This window comes from Streptomyces sp. NPDC041108 (assembly GCF_055592645.1).
This window is the reverse complement of sequence record NZ_JBVIYK010000024.1, coordinates 29,909-47,711: the sequence shown is the minus strand read 5'-3', so window position 1 is coordinate 47,711 and position 17,803 is coordinate 29,909. Positions and strand designations below refer to the sequence as shown.

Below are 17,803 nucleotides of genomic sequence, written 5' to 3'. Positions count from 1 at the left end.
AACCTGCCCTCATGACAGTGCATCTCGAAGTCGCCGAGGGCGTCGGCACCATCCGCCTCGACCGGCCGCCCATGAACGCCCTGGACATCGCCACCCAGGACCGCCTCAAGGAACTCGCCGAGGAGGCCACGCGCCGCGACGACGTCCGCGCGGTGGTGATCTACGGCGGCGAGAAGGTCTTCGCGGCCGGCGCCGACATCAAGGAGATGCAGGACATGGACCACGCGGCGATGGTCGCGAGGTCCCGCCCCCTGCAGGACTCCTTCAGCGCCGTGGCCCGTATCCCCAAGCCGGTCGTCGCGGCCGTCACCGGCTACGCGCTGGGCGGCGGCTGCGAGCTGGCGCTGTGCGCGGACTACCGGATCGCCGGGGAGAACGCCAAGCTCGGCCAGCCGGAGATCCTGCTCGGCGTGATCCCGGGCGCGGGCGGCACCCAGCGCCTCGCCCGCCTCGTCGGCCCCTCCAAGGCCAAGGACCTCATCTTCACCGGCCGGATGGTCAAGGCGGACGAGGCCCTCACCCTCGGCCTGGTCGACCGGGTCGTCCCGGCCGGCGAGGTGTACACCGCCGCGCACGAGTGGGCCGCCCGGCTGGCGAAGGGGCCGGCCATCGCGCTGCGGGCCGCCAAGGAGTCGATCGACGCGGGTCTGGAGACCGACCTGGAGACCGGGCTCGCCATCGAGCGGAACTGGTTCGCGGGGCTGTTCGCCACGGAGGACCGGGAGCGCGGGATGCGCAGCTTCGTGGAGGAGGGGCCGGGCAAGGCCAAGTTCGTCTGAGGGCGAGGGCGAGGGCGAGGGCGAGGGTGAGGGCGAGGGGCGAGCGGGCCGGGTCCGGGGGCTTCCGGAATTCGGCCCGCAAGTTCTGCTGACGGACTTGCAGTTGACGCGATGTATGACCCGTGTCCCCCGAAGGGGCGGTGTCTCCGAGCCTTAAGGCAGCCTTAAGAGAGCCTTGCCCAACGCTCGTGCCGTTGACCGAAGTTCAGAGCGTTCGCGCAGGTCGGACGGACTTTCGTGGGCGGTTCGCTGCCTCTGGCATATGTCACCCGAAAGTCCCGGAATGGTTGGTTCCGGGGGTTGTATTCCTGCGGAACGGCCCCGAAAGGGGCCCGGGGCGGCCATGATGGAGGGCATGGCGGGGCTGGAGGGTATCGAACAGCCGCGGCGGCACGGGAGTGCGACCGCGGCGCGTTGGTCACCTGCGATCGAGGACGAACGGGCGCAGAAGGCACTGGAGTTGTTCGGCAACCCGACCGAGGCGGAGGTCCCGCTGCCGTCCCGTCCCGAGTCCGCGGCCACGGCCCGGCGGCTCGCCCAGGTCGTCGTACTCCGCCAGTGGCGGCTGTCGCCGAAGATGACCGAGGACACGGTCCTGCTCGTCTCCGAACTCGTGGGCAACGCCGTACGGCACACCGGCGCCCGTGTCTTCGGGCTCCGCATGCGCCGCCGGCCCGGCTGGATCCGGGTCGAGGTCCGCGACCCCTCGCGCGGCCTGCCCTGTCTGATGCCGGTGCAGGAGATGGACACCAGCGGGCGGGGCCTGTTCCTGGTGGACAAGCTCTCGGACCGCTGGGGGGTCGACCTGCTGCCGAGGGGCAAGACGACCTGGTTCGAGATGCGGGTCGCCGACCGATGACACCGGTCGCCGACCGGTGACGGGGCCGAGGCGGGCGCGGGGCCCGGCGGCCGCCGCCACGCGCATCTCCGTCGATCGGGCCAATCGCCGGAATTCGGGGTGAACCTCCCTATAAAGGTCGCGTGACCACGCCCCGCAGCTCCCTCATGCAGTGCACCCTCGTGCAGCGCGCCCTTCTCGCGGCCACCGTTCTCGCCGCCGTGGCCGCGTGCGGCGCCGGCGCCGGGAACACGGAGCACGAGCAGCGGACCCGGGCCGACCGGGCCGCCGCCGAGGCCGAGGCCGCCGAGCGGAAGAAGCGACAGCGGACGGCGGCCCGGGGTCTGCACGGCATGCCGCCCGTGCTGGATCCCAAGGACGTCTACGCCGCCGACCGCCCGGGCCGGCTCTCCCCGGTCGTCAAGGACTTCCCGTCCCGGGTGTACGTCCCCAACAGCGAGTCCGACACCGTCTCCGTGATCGACCCGGAGACGTACGAGATCGTCGAGACGATCCCGGTGGGCCGCCAGCCCCAGCACGTGGTGCCCTCCTGGGACCTGAAGACCCTGTGGGTCAACAACAACCGGGGCCACACCCTCACCCCCATCGACCCGGCGACGGGGAAGGCGGGCGAGCCGGTCGAGGTGCACGACCCCTACAACCTGTACTTCACCCCGAACGGCGAGTACGCCGTCGTCATGGCCTCGCTCGACCGTGAACTCGTCTTCCGCGACCCGCACACCATGAAGCGGGTCAAGACCGAGCCGGTCAGCTGCTACGGCGTCAACCACGCCGACTTCTCCGCCGACGGCACGTACTTCATCGTCTCGTGCGAGTTCAGCGGCGAACTGCTCAAGGTCGACACCGCGAGGATGAAGGTGATCGGACAGCGGAAACTGCCGTTCGAGGGGGCCATGCCGCAGGATGTGAAGATCTCCCCGGACGGCAAGCGGTTCTACATCGCCGACATGATGGCCGACGGCATGTGGGTCCTCGACGGCGACACGTTCGACGAACCGAAGCTGCTGCCCACCGGCAAGGGCACCCACGGGCTGTACGTCGGCCGCGACTCCCGCGAGATGTACGTCTCCAACCGGGGCGAGGGCACGGTCTCCGTCTTCGACTTCACCGAGAACAAGCTGACCGAGAAGTGGCACCTGCCCGACGGCGGCAGCCCCGACATGGGCGGCGTCTCCGCCGACGGCAAGGTCCTGTGGCTCTCCGGCCGCTACGACTCCGAGGTGTACGCCCTCGACACCCGCACCGGGGAGCAGCTCGCCCGCATCCCCGTCGGCAGCGGCCCGCACGGCCTCGCCGTGTACCCGCAGCCCGGCCGCTACTCGCTCGGCCACACCGGCATCTTCCGCTGACGCCCCGAGGCCCGCAGCTTCCGCCGGTCTTCCGCCGACACATGACAACCGGGCGGGCTGACACGCCTCCGTACGAGTGAGGGTCCCCGGCCCGGCGCCGCGCGGCCGGGATCGTGCTGAGCATGATCACCGCCACTCTGCGGCGCCGGGCCGCCGCCGTCGTCCTGTCCCTCTCCGCCGTCCTCACGGCCTCCGCCGCGACCGCTCCGGCACAGACGCCCGCCGCGGCCCCGGCCAAGGCCGCCGCCCCCGCCTGCCCCCGCTTCGACGACCCGGTCCACGCCGCCGCGGACCGCCGCGTGGACGTCGACCGCATCACCCCCGAGCCGGTCTGGCGCACCACCTGCGCCACCCTGTACCGCAGCGACAGCCGGGGCCCGGCGACCGTCTTCGAGCAGGGCTTCCACCCCAAGGACGTCATCGACGGGCAGTACGACATCGAGCGTTACGTCCTGGTCAACCAGCCCTCGCCGTACGTCTCCACGACCTACGACCACGACCTGTACAAGACCTGGTACAAGTCCGGCTACAACTACTACATCGACGCCCCCGGCGGTGTGGACGTCAACGGGACCATCGGCGACCAGCACAGGTGGGCCGACCAGGTCGAGGTCGCCTTCCCCGGCGGTATCCGGACGGAGTTCATCATCGGCGTCTGTCCGGTCGACAGGAAGACCAGGACCGAGAAGATGAGCGAGTGCGAGAGCAACCCGCACTACGTGCCCTGGCACTGACACCCACCGCACTCCCCGCCGGCTCGGCCGGTGGTCCTAGCGGGCGCTGAGCAGAAGCTCCGAGCCCACCGGCACATAGCCGGCCGACTGGAACGCCCGCACGCTGCGGGCGTTCCCCGGCGCGATCTGCGCCCACAGCGGCTCGTCGGCGAGATGCCGTGCGGCCGTCACCAGCGCCCGGCCCAGCCCCCGGTGCCGTAGGTCCTCGTCCACCTCCACCGACACCTCCAGCCGGCCGGCGATCCCGCGGCCCGTCGTCAGGACACCGCCGTCCGTCACGAAGACCCGGACGCCGTCACGGCGCCGCCGCGCGTACGCGACACGGGGGTGTCCGGCGTCCTCGATCTCCTTCAGCGGCAGCGGTGGCTCGCCCGGCAGGGGCGCGGCGACCAGCATCGTGTCGACGGTCTCGGTCGTACGGCCCGTGCGTTCCATCAGGGCCGCCAGGAACCGCGGGTTCAGGCTCGCGGACATCGGGTCGCACTCCGCGGCCGCCAGCCTCTCGTACACCCACCGGGGGTCCTCGTCCGTGAAGACCACGGAGTGCCCCGTGAAGCACAGGACACCCGCGTCCCGGGGGGAGACCTGTGCGACGACGGTCGTACGACCGTCCGCCGGGGGGAAGTCCCCCCGGGCCACCCCGTCCAGAACGTCCCGCAAGCTCTCCGCCACCGGACTCCTCCGCCCCGCTCCTCGAGTCTCCACCCACTGGAGGGCCCACACTCGCAGACATGATCGAAAACGGCACCGGCCTTTTCACCATCGGGCAGCTCGCCCGCACCTCCGGCCTGTCCGTCCGCACGATCCGCTACTGGTCGACTTGATGGAGGACAGCTTGGGGGGACTCGACACCGCCGACCCCGACATCCGCACGCGGCTCCGGTTCAGCCTCGCGGATCTGCCGGAGGACCCCACGCCCGGGCAGGTGGACGCCTGGGTGGAGCCGGCCGAGATGCTCCAGGACCCCGGGTTCCGGGCACGGATGCGGGAGACGGCCGAGTTCGACGCGGCGGACCGGGGGCCGGAGGGGCCGTCGGGCACCTCCCTGGGGTTCATGAGCCGCCTGGTGCAGCTCGCCGGGGAGGCGCTGCGCGGCGGTGTCGACCCCGCCTCGTCCGCCGCCGAGGAGGTCTTGGCCGGGCTGCTCGGCGACACCGACCGGGCCGTCCTGCTGGAGCGGGTCGCCTCGGCGGCCCACGCCGAGCCGGCCCGGTTCCGGGAGCCGGCCGCGCTGGTACGGGGCGTCGAGCCGCTGTAGGCGCACGCCGGGGAGTTCGCGTGGGTGGTCGCCGCACTCCGGGCTCGCCCGGCCGGTTAATCTGACCTGCGTCAGTAGGACCGTAGGCAGGACTGCCCGCAACGGGCAGGGCACCAAGAAGGGGCGGATCGGTGGCGGACATCGAGGCAGCGCGCAAGGAGTTCCAGCGGATCGACGCGGACGGTGACGGGTTCATCACCGCCGCCGAGTTCAAGACCGCCCTGGCCCAGGAAGGCGACTGGAACGTCACCGAGTCCGTGGCGGAGGTCATCATCCGCACCCGTGACCTCAACGGCGACAAGCTCCTGTCGTTCGACGAGTTCTGGGCCCACCTGGACAAGTGAGTCCGGGGGCCGAGGGGCGTCTTCCGTCGCGTGCGACGGGGGCGCCCCTTCGTCGTGCGGGGGCGGAATAGCGCGGGCCGCTCCGAGGTTGGCGAGTACTGCATGCACGTGCATGCATATGTGGAGCCCTCGGGACATGCGAACGTCCCGACTCCCGGAACTCCCGAACGCGAAGGGCGGCCTGACATGAAGATCGGCATCATCGGCGCGGGCAACATCGGCGGCAACCTCACCCGGCGGCTCACGGCCCTCGGCCACGAGGTCTCCGTCGCCAACTCCCGCGGCCCGCAGACCCTCACCGCACTGGCCGAGGAGACGGGCGCGACCCCGGTCACGGTGGAGGAGGCGGCCCGCGGCGCCGAGATCGTGGTGGTCACGATCCCGCTGAAGGCGGTGCCCGATCTGCCCTCCGGCCTCCTCGACGGGGCCGCGGACGGCGTCGCCGTCATCGACACCGGCAACTACTACCCCCGCCAGCGCGACGGCCGGATCGCCGCGATCGAGGACGACGGCCTCACCGAGAGCCGCTGGACCGCACAGCACCTGGGCCACCCCGTGGTCAAGGCCTTCAACGGCACCTACGCCCAGGACATCCTCGACCGCCCCCGCCCCGCCGGGGCCCCGGACCGCATCGCCCTCCCCGTCGCCGGCGACGACGAGGCGGCCAAGACGAAGATCCGCACCCTCATCGACGAACTCGGCTTCGACACCGTGGACGCCGGCGGCCTCGACGACTCCTGGCGCCAGCAGCCCGACACCCCCGTCTACGGCCTCCGGGGCGACGCCGAGGCCGTGGCCAAGGCCCTGGCCGAGGCTTCGCCGGAACGCACGCCGGACTTCCGGGGCTAGCCGCGGCGACCGGGCCGGCGGACGGCGGTCAGCCGCCGGCCCACTCCCGCAGCGCGGCCCTGCTCGCGAAGTCCGCCACGTTCTTGTCGACCGGGTGGTCCGTGTACTGGTGGAAGCGCCACCTGGCCTTGATGCGGGGCTTGCCCGCCGCGACGTAGTCGGCGATCCAGAGGCCGTCGCCGGCGTAGGACGTGGAATCGACGGTCAGCCAGTAGCTGCGGTCGCAGTAGAGGATCACCCGGTGATCCGGGCGGAGCTCCTTCACCTTGCGCAGCAAGCGGTCCTTCTCCGCGTTGCCCGCGTGCGTGCCCTCGCCCGTCGTCTCCCAGTCGACGGCGAGGATGTCGCCCGCCCGCTCCGGGGCCCTGTCGACGAAGTACTCGGCCTGGGCGGTCAGGTTGCCCGGCCAGAGGAAGTGGCAGAAGCCGACGACCAGGCCCGCCCCGCGGGCGGTCCTGGTCTGCGCGGCGAGTCTGGGGTTGGTGTAGGTACGCCCCTCGGTGGCCTTGATGAAGACGAAGGACAGGCCGGTGGTGACGCGCCGCACCGCTGCCACCACCTCGGTGCCGTCCGGCCTTCTCGCCACAGTCCCACCCGCCCCTCGTACATGCCGAATGCCCACCCTGGAAGGGGGGTTCGGGCACTCGTCACGACGAGGGACGGCAGGTTGCCGCAGGGCGTTCTAGCTGTTGCTGCTGGAGCGGCCGAAGAACTCGATCTCCGCTATCGCGACCTGCTTCTTGTCGTCGGCGCCGTAGGAGGAGCGGATGGTGAAGCGGACGGACTTGGCGTCTCCGACGCGGAACTTGCGGCTCTGGCCGCCGGCGGCCTGGTCGAGGGTGAGGATCTTGGTGGAGGTGGAGCCGTCGGCGGCGGTGACGGTCGCCTCGATGCGGTGCGGGCGGGCCGACTCCGAGCGCTGGTCCGCCTGCTTGGAGACGCCCGGGGTGATGACCACGTCCAACAGCCGGATCGGCTGCTCGAAGTGGGCCTCCAGCCACTCACCCTCGCCGGACTGCGTGACACCCGGACCCCACCACGTGTTGCTGTACGTGTCGAAGGCCAGGTCCGGCTTGTGCCCGGGGTACGAGCGGGACGCCTTGAAGCTGTCCGGGACGACCGACGCGCGCTTGGCGAAGTGGTCGCGGGCCGCCCGGTAGCCGTCGTCGGCCTGGAAGGCGAGGGTGACGACCAGGGTGAGGACCAGGGCGGCGACCACCCAGTTGAGGATCCGGCCGAAGCCACGGCGCAGACGCGGGCGGTCGCCGGCCCACGGGGTCTGCGTGCCGCGGCCGTTCAGCATCCGGCGCCACCACGGCAGCCGTCCCGGGGCCTGCGTACGGCCGGCCATCGGCATCGCGCAGCGCGCGCAGAAGTGACGGTCCGGCCGGGTCGGGGTCCCGCACCACGGGCAGGGCACACCGCCCTCCGTGCCGAACTCCGGGCCGGGGGTGCGCACCTGGGGCCGCTGCACGTCCGGGCGGCCCGGCAGTACGGGAGCTACGGCCGGCTCCGCCGGGGCACGGGGTTCGGGGTCGGCGACCGGGACGAGCAGGGACCTGGCCCGGTCGGTGTCGGAGGGGGAGGGCGCGGCAGGCGGTGCCGCGGGGGCCGGCAGGGGGGTGGTGGGGGCCTCGTCGTCGTGCCGGGGGCGGGGCGCGGGGACGGGCTCGGGTGTGGCCGCCGGGGACGGGGTCCGGGGCTCGGCCGGGGGAGCCGCCGCCGTCGTGCCGTCGGCGGGGGCCGGTGCGGTGGCGGGGGGTGCGTCCGTGCGTACCGTCGTGGCGGCCTCGGGGCCGCGGACGGGGGCCGCGACCGTCCCCGGCCGGCCGGTGTCCTGGCCGGCGTCGTGGCCGGTGCGGGCAGTGCCCGTGCCCGCGCCCGGGAGCGCGAAGGCGTCCCAGCCGGGCTCGCCGGGGGCCGCCGCACGACCGGCGGGCGCGCCCGCGGGGGCGGCGGCCGGAGCCGGGTCGCCCGGGCGGTCGGCAGCCGGGGCGGCGGTCGCCGGGGCCTCGCCCGTGGTCGTGCGGGCCGGGGTTCCGGTCCAGCCGAGCACCGCGCCGCAGGCGTCGCAGAAGGACTGGCCGGGCTCCCCGCGGGTTCCGCACTCGGCGCAGCTCCGGGCCTGGCCGGTGCCGGGGGTCGGGCTGGTCATCTCTCGGGGATCCTTTCGGCGGCGGTCACCTGGACCGTGTAGGGCATGTGGGCGGGACGGGCGGCGGCGACGAGGCTGTCCAGCCGGTGTTCGTCCGCGGGGGTGGGGTCGGGAAGGCGCAGAGTCACGTGCAGGCGCGGGCGGGTTTCCCCGGGGACCGGGCCGAGGGGACGGGCGTCCCAGGCGGCGGCGCCGCTCTCGGTGATCTCCGGGGTCACGCCGAACACCAGGCGTACGGCCTCGGACAGGCCGCGCCGGGTGCCGCGTACGCGGTGCAGATACGCGGCGGCGGCGACAGCGGCGCGCAGCCGGGCCTCCGGTTCCGTGCCGTCGGTCTCGGCGCCCACCCAGCCGGCGAGCCACTGGGTGAAGTCCACGGGGGCCAGGGACGGCCTGAAGTAGGAGTCCAGGCAGTCGAGGACGGACAGGATCGGGGCGATGACGTCGTCCAGACCGCCGACGAAGCGCTGGGCGAGGTCGTCGTCGGCGAAGACGGCGGGGAGCATCGCGCCGATGGGGTGCGAGGAGCCGAGACCGTCGATGGAGCCTCTCACCGGCGCTCGCCTCCCGTGCCCGGGAGCCCGGGGCTCACGGCTTGTCCCCGATCACGCGGACCCGGTGGTCGAAGGAGAACACCAGCGACGGGGGCGAGAGGTCGATGCGGTTGGTGGGGTCGCCCCGTTTGCCGGTGAGGGGGTCGGCGGGGTGCAGCTGGACGTCGTCGACGAGTTCGACGCCGGGCACCCGCTGGAGGACGGCGAAGACCTCGCCGGACTGGACCGGGCGGCCGAAGGGCCAGCCGCGGCCGTCGGCGCCGCCGGTCAGCGGGTCGAGGTGGCGGTAGAGCGCGTCGTGGGCCTGACGGCGCACCCGGTCGGTGTCGGCGCCCCGGAAGGCGTGCAGCGTCGCGACGACGGTGACGCCCTGGTAGAAGGGCGGGCCGACGGCCAACCGCGTGCCGATCAGGCGGCGTTCGTCCAGGTGACGGGTGATGCGGCGCAACAGCGCGTCGCCGGGCACCAGTTGCTCGAAGCGCAGTCGGCCGCCCGGGTCCGGCACCGCCTGGGGGACCACCAGCACCCGGACCGCGTACGCCCCGTGCTCGCCCTCCTCGCCCTCCAGGCAGGTGATGCGGGCGGTCTCGGGGGCCGCGCGGCGGGCGAGTTCCTCGTAGTCCCGCAGGGTCACCGCGCGTTCCTGGGCGCGCAGGGTGATCGGCGCCCGGACCTTCGCCTCCTCCACGGTCTCCGCGTCCACACCGCCGCGCGCCGCCTCCCGGTTGACGACCTCGGAGACGTACGGGACGGAGGTGCGCAGCACCCGGATGGCGCCCCGGGCCACGTTCCCGGCCCGGCCGCCGCCGGTGCGATAGCGCACCGCGCGGATGACGGCGCCCTTGGGGGCGACGGCCCCGTACGAGCGCAGGGTGCCGTCGGGCTCCCGTACGGCCGGGCCGAAGGCGATCTCGCCGGTGGCGGAGTCCAGGGTGATGTGGCGGTCGTAGGAGGTGGACGCGGCGAAGGACGGGACGACGTCCCAGTCGGTCCAGCCGTCGTGCTCGGCGGTCTGCAGCAGCACGGGCGGGGTGTCGCCCACCACCGGGAAGTGGGCGAGGCGCAGCCGCTGACCGGGCAGGCCGGTGGACTCGCCGAGGGCCTCGTCGTACACGGTCTCGGCGTGGACGGCGGTCGTGGTGCCGCCGATGGTGAAGGCCTCGGCGGCGCGGACGGTCGGCGAGGTGGTGTAGAAGGGCTGGCCGGGCAGGGGTTCGGTGACCCGGCAGCGCAGCCAGCCGGCCTCCTGTCCGCCGGTGCGGGACAGGGTGTGCCCGCCGGGCATGTGCAGGACCACCTCGCCCGGCCGGTTCAGGCCGCCCGTGCCGTCACGGTCGACCTCGCACTCCGTCCAGCCGTCCTCGGTCCACGCCTCCCAGACCAGCGGCGGCTGCCGCGGGTCCACGCCGACGCCGTCGACCACGCTGTCCAGCTCCAGCACGATCGCGCAGTACGGGACGGCGGCGGTGAGCCCGAACAGCACACCGTCGCCGGGCCGCGGGGACTCGGCGAAGCACATCAGGTCCTTGCCCTCGGCGAGGTCGGCCGTCCGGTCGGTGACCGGCTCACCGGGCCGCTGGGTCACCAGGTGGCGCAACGCGCAGGGCACGACGGACAGTTCGCGCTCGGTGGCGAAGACGACCGCCTCCTCGCTCTCGGTGCGCAGCGTGGCGACCTCGGTGCCCACCGGCAGCGGCACCGGCTCCTCCTGCGGCGCCGACAGCCAGAACGTCACGTCCGTACGGGCGGCCGAGGGCGGGAAGAGGGTGATGCCCACCAGGTCGAGGAACGCCAGATGGTTCTTCTCCGGCACCCGGTTGAGCCGGTAGACGATCTGGTCGGCCATGTGGGCGACCGTCTCCACCAGGGTGACACCGGGGTCGGAGACGTTGTGGTCGGTCCACTCCGGCGCCCGCTGCTGGATGTAGCGCTTGGCGTCGTCCACGAACTGCTGGAAACGCCGGTCGTCGAGGTTCGGGGAGGGCAGGGCCATCAGCGGTCGCTTTCGGGACGGTCGGAGCCTTCGGGAGCGAGGTCCGGCTCGTCGTGGGAGGGGATGACGTAGAACGGGAAGACCAGGCTGCGCGGGTTGTTGGTGCCGCGGATCGCGTAGCGGACGTCGATGAAGAGGACGCCCTGGTCGGCGCCCGCCGTCACCTCGACGTCGGTCACCTCGATCCGCGGCTCCCAGCGGTCGAGGCTCGTGTACACCTCGTGCTGGATACGGCCGGCGGTGGCCTCGTTGACCGGCGCGAACACCAGGTCGTGGATGGCGCAGCCGAACTCGGGGCGCATCGGCCGCTCGCCCGGCGCGGTGGCCAGGACGAGCCGGATGGCCTCCTCGACCTCGCGCTCCCCGCTGACCAGGGCGATGCCCCCGGTGGGCCCGATGCGCAGCGGGAACGCCCAGCCGGATCCGACGAACTGCTCGGCCATCAGCGGGCCACCCCTCTTTCTGGGACGTACGACTTCTCGGCCGACGTGTGGACGTGTGGGCAAGTGGGGCGTGTGGACGTGCGGGGCATGCGGGGTGTGCGGGGCAGGTAAGTCATGTGGGCTGTGCGGGGCGTGCGGGGCATGTAAGTCACGTCGGCTGTGCGGGGCGTGTGCACGGTGGGCGTGCGTGCGGTGGGCGTCACGGGATCGGATACGGCTTCTTGTTGACGAGCACGATGCCCGTGATGTCGACATTGGCCGCCCGCAGCGCCGCCTGGCCGACCGCGTTGATCTGCACGGTTCCGGCCGCGCTGATCGTCGCGGCCCCGGCCGCGCTCATGGTGAGGGCGCCCACGGCGTTCACGTTGACCGCGCCGCCGAGCGACCGGAGGCCGACGATGCCCTGGCCCTGGAGGTTGAGGGGGCCGCCGCTGCGGATGGTCACGGACCGGCGCGCGCTCAGCGTCAGATCGGTCCCGGCCTTGACCGAGACCGAGGTGCCGCCGGTGATGGAGACGGCACCCTTGCTGTCCACGGTGATCTCGGTCTTCGTCCGGTCGAGGTTGATGATCAGCCGGTCGTTGCCGGTGGCGAGGCGCACGCCCTGCTTGCGCAGGCCGGTCTGCTGGCTGAGCAGGTCGACCCGGTTGCCCTCCCGGTCGGACAGGGTGTGGCGGATCGCCTTCTTCTTGACCGGGTCGTGCAGGTGCACGTCCTTCACGGGGGTCGGCTTGTCGACGCCGTTGTAGAGGCCGCCGATGACGAACGGGTGGTCGAGCGCACCCCGGTCGAAGGCGACCAGCACCTCGTCGCCGACGTCCAGCGGGAAGATTCCGCCGCCGGCCTTGCCGCCCAGCTGCACGGTCCGCGTCCAGTCACTGACGTACGCGTCGTCCAGCCACGGGAACTGCAGCTTCACCCTGCCCTGCTTCAGCGGATCCTGGACGTCGGTGACGAGGGCGTTGGCGACACTGGGCAGCCGCGGGGCCGCCGTACCGCCGCCCGAGGTCAGCCCGAACAGCGAGCGCCACTGCCGGCCGCTGACGGTCACCCACGTCTCGTAGTGGCTGCCGTCGCCGAAGGTGTGCCGTACGGACGTGCAGGTGTACTTGCCCTCGAACGGGGCGCCCACGTCGGAGAGCGTGATCGGCACACCGGGGCGCAGCAGCGGGTTGCCGCGCACCATGACCTCCAGCTCGGCGAAGGCGGAGGTGATGTCGTCGGCGAGGGAGCCGGCGGCGTGCGTGACCTCGCTCTGCAGGTCGTACGGCGTGTCCGTCTCGACCAGCTTGGCGGCCTTGAAGGGGGTCGCCGCCTTCTGCGGGGTGGTGCCGATGGCGATACCGGGGTTGGCGTCGGCCTTCGTCGTCGCGGTGAGCTTCTTCTTCGTCGTGACGTTCCAGCCGCGCGCCTCGACCTTGCCGACCTGGTCGGCGGCGGTGACGGCGGCCCGGCAGCGCAGGATGTCGACGCCGGCCTTCAGCTCGTAGGGGTTCTTCCGGCCGGGGGCGCTCGACGCGGGCGCGCCGGACGCCGGCTTCGGCTCGACGAACTGGAACTTCCCCTTGGCGTCCAGCGACATCACCATCTCGTTCTCGTCGGCGAGCCGCGCGAGGAAGTCCCAGTCCGTCACGTTGGACTGGCTGATGAAGTCGTAGACGGTCTTGGTGGACTGCACCTGACCGATCGGGACGCCGTTCATCGCGGCCAGCTTGCGGGCGATGTCGGCGGCCGTCTGGTTGCGGTACGCCGCCACCCTGCGCACCCGCATCAGCCGGTGGCCGGCGTCGTAGCCGCGCACGACGGTGAAGGTGCCGGTGCCGTCGTAGTCGGTCTCCATCCCGGTGACCTCGCCGGTGAACACCGGGCTGCCCGCGCCCTGTCCGCCGGCCACGGGCGAGATGACGACCAGGGAGCCGAACCTGACGTTCAGTTTGCCCAGCAGCAGCCCGTGCGGGTCCCGGAAGGTGACCCGGAACGCGCCGGGCACCCCGGCCCCGAGGTCGACCCAGCCGCCGACCAGCAGGTCGGCGTAGTCGGTCGGCAGCTCCCTGCCGTCGATGGTGACCCGGATGATGTTGGAGAAGGACGGATTTCCCGCCTCGGCCCCGCCCATCAGCGGCCCACCTCTCCGGCCGCCGGGAGGACGAGTTCGGTGCCGGTGGGCAGATGGGTGGGGTCGTCGATGCCGTTGGCCTCCGCGATCGCCCGCCACGCGGACGCGTTCCCGTACTCCCGCCACGCCAGCGACTGCAACGAGTCGCCCGCCACGACCCGGTGCACACTGCGCGCGGTGAGCGCGCCCGAGGTCGGGTTCTGCCCCTCGGTCCGGCTGGGGATCTCGTGCAGCGTCATCCGGCAGGCGGCCCGGATCGGCACACCGGTCGTCCCGAACAGGGAGTACGTGACGTCCACGGAGCTGACGTACGCCGTGAAACGCGCGGTCGAGAACGACCCCCACTGGAACACCACCCACGGCGGCGACGGCTGCTTCGCGGCGAGGCTCTTGGCCGTCACCTCGCAGCACGACAGCAGCGACTCGACCTTCTTCAGCACGGTGGTGCCGCTCGGCTTGTCGGAGGAGTCGAGGAAGATCTCGACGTTCATCTCCCGGGGGTCGGGCCCCATGAACTCCGGCAGCGCGCCGTCGCGCACCGCCGCGCTCGTCGTCCGCTTCCACTGGGCGCCCTGGCGCAGCGTCAGTTCGGAGGGGTTGAACTCGAAGTTGAACGTCTTCTTCAGCCCGCCCGGTGTGGTGCTCGTCCCCACCGGCGGCTCGTGAATGGCCAGGGTGGCCCGCACGAGACTCTTGCCCGCGCCGCTGCCCTTGCTGCCCTTCGCCATGGTCTGTCCCCGCCCCTCAGTCCGTGAACCCGTGGTGCGCGATCTCCAGCACCTCGGTCGCCACGCTCGGGTTGGACGGGTCCAGGGACGGCCCTTGCCAGCTCACCGGCAGGACGTCGATGAGCCCCCAGTGCGCCACCTCCGAGCCGTCCGCGCGCAGCGCCGCGATCTGGGCCGTCGGCCGCTTCACGCCCGTCGCGACGGACGAGATCCACGCGGCGACCTTCGCCGTGTCCGGCGTCAGCGGCCTCGTCAGCCGGATGTTCGAGAAGGTCACCCGCGACGGGAACTGCCAGACGAACCCGTTGTTCCCGCCCTCCTGGCGGTGCTCGATCTCCACGGTCGAGGACAGCCCTTCGCACCCGTTGAAGTAACCGAGGCTCTCGCCGTCGATCGTCAGCGTGAAGAAGATGGTGGAGCCCGGGTCGAGATCGCGGGACATCTGGGAAGGGCCTTTCTGGTGGTGCGGGGCGTTCGGGGGCGGTCAGTGGCGGGGGTCGCGGAGTCTGCCGACGCGTTCGCGGTCGAGGCGGAGTTCGGTGCGGACGAGGCGGGTGATGCGGCCGATGAGCTTGTGGGTCAGTTCGTCGAGCTGGAAGTCGGTGAGGGAGCGAGGGTCGAACGGGGGGCTGGGGGAGTCGTTCTCCGCCGCGGGGGAGGGGGATGCGGGGGAGGTGGTGGGGGCGGTGGTTGTGGGGGTGGGGCGGAGGGGGGCTTCCGGGGCTCGCTGGATCGGTGCGGGTGCGGGTGCGGGTGTGGGCGCTGGCGCTGGCGCTGGCGCGGGTGACGGTGTGGGCGCGAGTGCGCGGGGGGTGACGGGCGGGGTGGCGGGGGCCTTGGGGGCGACGGTGAGGGGACGCGCGGTGGGGGGCGGGGTGGTGGGCTGGGCGGGTTTGGCGGGCTGGTGGGCCTTGAGGCGTTGTACGGCGGGGCCGGTGCCCGGGGTCGCGGGGCGGCGCAGGGGTACGGCGGGCCGGGGGGTCTGACGCTGGATCACGGGGGGTGCCGTGGGCGTGGGCAGGGCCGAGGTGAGGGCGCGGGTGGGGGTGAGGGGGCGCGCGGGGAGGGGCGCGGTGGCGAAAGAGGTCAGGGGCGTGGCCGTGGGGGCGGAAGAGGGCAGGGCGGCAGGGGTTCTGGAGCCGGAGCCGGGCGCCGGGGCAGCGCCCGGTCGCCCGAGGGGTTGCCGGGTGGGGGTGATGGGCGACTGCGGGGTGGGGGTGACGGGTCGCGCCGTTCCCCGCGCCCCTTCAGGGCGCTGTTCCTGGCCGGGGGGTCTCAGGGGGACGGCCGGCTGCTGTGTCGTCGTCGCCCGCTGCAGGGGGAGGGGCGAGGCGGGGCCCGCGCCGCCGGAGGGCTTGCGGGGGGAGAGGGGCTGCGCGTCCTGGGGCGGGGTGGAGAGCGGGGCGCCCAGGAGGGGGCGCTGACGGGGGGTGGGTGCTGGTACCGACGGTGTGAGGGGGGTCGGTGCGGGGGGTGTGGGGGCGGGGACGGCCGACGGGACGGGGCCGGAGGTGGGGGCGCCGAGACCCAGGCGCTTTGCCGCGCCGGGGGTGCGGGAGCCGGTCGGGGCGGGGGAGGAACGACGGGGGCCTGCGGCCGCGGCGGGCGTGGTGTCCGTACCGCCCGGGGCGAATGCCGCGTGGGCGGCCGTCCCCTGACCGCCGGCCGCTGTGCTGGTGGTGGTCGGTGCGGCGGGGGGTCCGGCGGGCGCGGCTGCCGTACGGCCGGTGCCGGTTGTCGCCCGCTGGACGTCCACGGCTCCGAAGGCGGGGGCGGTCGAGGTGGGGCGGCCGGAACTGCCCGCAGCCCTGCTGGCGCCGGTGGTGGCGGTCGTGCCGGAGGGAGAGGTACGGGCTGTGCTCGGCGTGGCACCGCCCGTGCCGGATGCCTCGGCCGGGACGCGGCCGCGTCCCGCCACGGGCTGTTGGGCATCGCCGGGAGCAGGGGCAGTGCTCGTGCTCGCGTACGGGGCGGTCGGTGGGGTGACGGTCACGTCGGGGTGGGCGGGCGTACCGCTGGACCCCGTCGCCGCGCGCTGGACGGTGTCGGCGGTGGTGGGTCCGGGGGCGGCAGAGGCGCCGTGCGGGCCGGTGCCCGTACCGGTTGAGAGGGTTGCCGGGGTGGCAGGGGCCGTGCTGCGGGTGTCCGCTGCCGTACGGCCCGGGTGGGCCGCCGCCCGCTGGACGGTGCCTTCGGTGCGTCCAGGTGCGGCGGGGGTGCCCGCGCCGGTCGCTGCGGCCGGGGTAGCGCTACCGCCGGGGTGCGCTGCCGTACGGCCGGGGTGGGTCGCGGTCGGCTGGACGGTGGCCTCGGTGTGTCCGGGGGTGGGCGGGGGGCCCTGGGGGTTGGTGGGCGTGGGGCCGGGGTGTGCCGGCGTGCGCCCCGGGTGGGCTGTCGCCCGCTGGACGGTGCCTTGGGTGTGTCCGGGGGCGGAGCGGGTGGGTTGCGGGCTCGTGCCCGCGCTGCCCGAGTCGGTTGCCGTCGGCCGGACGGTGGCCTCGGACTGTCCAAGGGGGGCGGGGAGGTTCTGGGGGTTGGTTGGAGTGGGGCTGGGGTTCGCTGCTGTGCGGCCCGGGTGGGCCGTCGCCCGCTGAACGGGGTCTTCGATGCGTCCGGGGGCGGTGGGGGTGCGATGCGGGCTCGTGGCCGGGCGGCCCGAGCCGGTTGCCGTCGGCTGGGCGGTGACCTCGGACCGTCCCGTGACCCGGGGCGATCCGGAGGACACGGGGGAACCCTGGGGCGAGTCCACCGCCGTACGGCCCGCAGGGGACGCAGGGGTCGCCGCCCGCTGGATGTCGAGCCTCGCGCGACCGACGTCGGCCGCCGCGTCGGCGGAGCCGCTGGACGTGTTGTCATTGCTGCCCACGGCGGTGTCGCTGCCAACTGCCGCCGTCGGCTGGACCGTTGCCCTCAGAGGGGCACCGGAAGCGTCGACCTGACTCACACCCGAGGCCGCCGACCCCGACGCGCCGGACCCCGACGCGCCGGACCCGGACGCCGTACGCCTCGACGCCGTACCCCTCGGTGCGGCGTCGCCCGGCACCGACCGTTGCAACGAGACATCGCCGGAGGCGGCCCGGGGCCCGGACGAGGCAGCACCAGGGCTCTTGTGGTCGGACGGGGCCGCCGCATGGACGGTGGGGCGGCCGGACGGCTCGGCACGGACGACCGGGCGGCCGGACGGTGCCCCACCGACCACCTCGTGGCCGGATGAGGCGGCACTGCCGACCGTGGGCCCGGACGTCGGGCCGTCGGCGATCGCCGCGTGGCCTCCCGTGGTACCGCCCGATGCCGTGGGCCCACCAGGGGATCGGCCCGGGGCACTGCTCGGTGCCGCGGGCCCACGCGAAGCGTCGCCCGACGTCCCGCCCGGCACCACCGGCCCGGACGACACATCGCCCGCTGCCGTGGGCCCCGTTGAGCCACCCCCCGCGCCCCCGCCCCCCATGTCCCCGGCAGCCTGCGGCCGCACCGTCGGCAGCACGCGACGCTGGACGGCCGGTGAGGCGGTGGGGACCTTGGTCAAGGGCGCCCGGCGGGTGGTGCGGGGCGGTACGGGAGTCACCCGGGGGCCGGCCGGGCGGGACGGCGTGACCTGGTACGGCGCGCGCTGCACCGGCCGTACGTCGCCGGGCGCGTCGG

18 protein-coding genes are annotated in these 17,803 nt (G+C 73.6%); 8 read left to right on the top strand and 10 right to left on the bottom strand.

What is annotated here, in order from left to right:
• The first annotated feature begins 11 nt into the window (after positions 1-11).
• From ACZ6BB_RS38455 to ACZ6BB_RS38440, 4 genes are all read left to right on the top strand, one after another.
• Entirely contained in the window at positions 12-779 is a 768-nt protein-coding gene (locus ACZ6BB_RS38455) for an enoyl-CoA hydratase/isomerase family protein (RefSeq protein ID WP_471619753.1), read from the top strand.
• A 355-nt stretch (positions 780-1,134) separates the two neighbouring features.
• Entirely contained in the window at positions 1,135-1,638 is a 504-nt protein-coding gene (locus ACZ6BB_RS38450; RefSeq protein ID WP_471619752.1) for an ATP-binding protein, read from the top strand.
• A 122-nt stretch (positions 1,639-1,760) separates the two neighbouring features.
• The gene (locus tag ACZ6BB_RS38445) at positions 1,761-2,987 is read left to right on the top strand and encodes a YncE family protein (RefSeq protein ID WP_471619751.1); all 1,227 of its coding nucleotides are present in this window, start codon (positions 1,761-1,763) and stop codon (positions 2,985-2,987) included.
• Between the two features lie 122 nt (positions 2,988-3,109).
• Positions 3,110-3,721, top strand: coding sequence for an ADP-ribosyltransferase (locus ACZ6BB_RS38440; RefSeq protein ID WP_471619750.1), 612 nt, complete (start codon positions 3,110-3,112; stop codon positions 3,719-3,721).
• A 36-nt stretch (positions 3,722-3,757) separates the two neighbouring features.
• Here the strand turns inward: ACZ6BB_RS38440 and ACZ6BB_RS38435 are convergent, their stop codons facing one another.
• A complete protein-coding gene (locus tag ACZ6BB_RS38435) occupies positions 3,758-4,393 on the bottom strand; it encodes a GNAT family N-acetyltransferase (protein ID WP_471619749.1) in 636 nt (211 codons plus the stop codon).
• A gap of 59 nt (positions 4,394-4,452) precedes the next feature.
• Between ACZ6BB_RS38435 and ACZ6BB_RS38430 the strand changes: the two genes are divergently transcribed.
• The 4 genes from ACZ6BB_RS38430 (at position 4,453) to ACZ6BB_RS38415 (ending at position 6,172) form a co-directional block, all read left to right on the top strand.
• On the top strand, positions 4,453-4,545 hold the full coding sequence (locus ACZ6BB_RS38430) for a MerR family DNA-binding transcriptional regulator (RefSeq protein ID WP_471619748.1): 93 nt from the start codon (positions 4,453-4,455) through the stop codon (positions 4,543-4,545).
• Positions 4,546-4,556: 11 nt separating this feature from the next.
• Positions 4,557-4,979, top strand: coding sequence for a hypothetical protein (locus tag ACZ6BB_RS38425; protein ID WP_471619747.1), 423 nt, complete (start codon positions 4,557-4,559; stop codon positions 4,977-4,979).
• Positions 4,980-5,110: 131 nt separating this feature from the next.
• Positions 5,111-5,323 (top strand): EF-hand domain-containing protein, encoded by a 213-nt coding sequence (locus ACZ6BB_RS38420; RefSeq protein WP_013000557.1) that lies wholly within the window; start codon positions 5,111-5,113, stop codon positions 5,321-5,323.
• Between the two features lie 186 nt (positions 5,324-5,509).
• The gene (locus ACZ6BB_RS38415; RefSeq protein ID WP_471619746.1) at positions 5,510-6,172 is read left to right on the top strand and encodes an NADPH-dependent F420 reductase; all 663 of its coding nucleotides are present in this window, start codon (positions 5,510-5,512) and stop codon (positions 6,170-6,172) included.
• A 28-nt stretch (positions 6,173-6,200) separates the two neighbouring features.
• Here ACZ6BB_RS38415 and ACZ6BB_RS38410 read toward each other — a convergent pair whose 3' ends face one another.
• The 9 genes from ACZ6BB_RS38410 to ACZ6BB_RS38370 form a co-directional block, all read right to left on the bottom strand.
• Positions 6,201-6,758, bottom strand: a complete 558-nt coding sequence (locus ACZ6BB_RS38410; RefSeq protein ID WP_471619745.1) for a GH25 family lysozyme — start codon at positions 6,756-6,758, stop codon at positions 6,201-6,203.
• Positions 6,759-6,854: 96 nt separating this feature from the next.
• Positions 6,855-8,327 (bottom strand): NADase-type glycan-binding domain-containing protein, encoded by a 1,473-nt coding sequence (locus ACZ6BB_RS38405; protein WP_471619744.1) that lies wholly within the window; start codon positions 8,325-8,327, stop codon positions 6,855-6,857.
• On the bottom strand, positions 8,324-8,881 hold the full coding sequence (locus ACZ6BB_RS38400) for a phage tail protein (RefSeq protein WP_005480077.1): 558 nt from the start codon (positions 8,879-8,881) through the stop codon (positions 8,324-8,326). Before ACZ6BB_RS38400 ends, ACZ6BB_RS38405 begins: the two co-directional genes overlap by 4 nt.
• 34 nt (positions 8,882-8,915) lie before the next feature.
• Positions 8,916-10,874 (bottom strand): putative baseplate assembly protein, encoded by a 1,959-nt coding sequence (locus tag ACZ6BB_RS38395; protein WP_471619743.1) that lies wholly within the window; start codon positions 10,872-10,874, stop codon positions 8,916-8,918.
• A complete protein-coding gene (locus ACZ6BB_RS38390; RefSeq protein ID WP_046916642.1) occupies positions 10,874-11,317 on the bottom strand; it encodes a GPW/gp25 family protein in 444 nt (147 codons plus the stop codon). Before ACZ6BB_RS38390 ends, ACZ6BB_RS38395 begins: the two co-directional genes overlap by 1 nt.
• Before the next feature lie 199 nt (positions 11,318-11,516).
• Positions 11,517-13,433 (bottom strand): VgrG-related protein, encoded by a 1,917-nt coding sequence (locus ACZ6BB_RS38385; RefSeq protein WP_471619742.1) that lies wholly within the window; start codon positions 13,431-13,433, stop codon positions 11,517-11,519.
• Complete coding sequence (locus tag ACZ6BB_RS38380; protein WP_471619741.1) at positions 13,433-14,161, bottom strand: CIS tube protein; 729 nt, start codon at positions 14,159-14,161, stop codon at positions 13,433-13,435. Before ACZ6BB_RS38380 ends, ACZ6BB_RS38385 begins: the two co-directional genes overlap by 1 nt.
• A gap of 16 nt (positions 14,162-14,177) precedes the next feature.
• Positions 14,178-14,603: a phage tail protein gene (locus ACZ6BB_RS38375; RefSeq protein ID WP_046916645.1), complete on the bottom strand. Its 426-nt coding sequence runs from the start codon at positions 14,601-14,603 to the stop codon at positions 14,178-14,180.
• Between the two features lie 42 nt (positions 14,604-14,645).
• Positions 14,646-17,027: a DNA polymerase III subunit gamma/tau domain-containing protein gene (locus ACZ6BB_RS38370; RefSeq protein WP_471619740.1), complete on the bottom strand. Its 2,382-nt coding sequence runs from the start codon at positions 17,025-17,027 to the stop codon at positions 14,646-14,648.
• Positions 17,028-17,803: the final 776 nt, after the last annotated feature.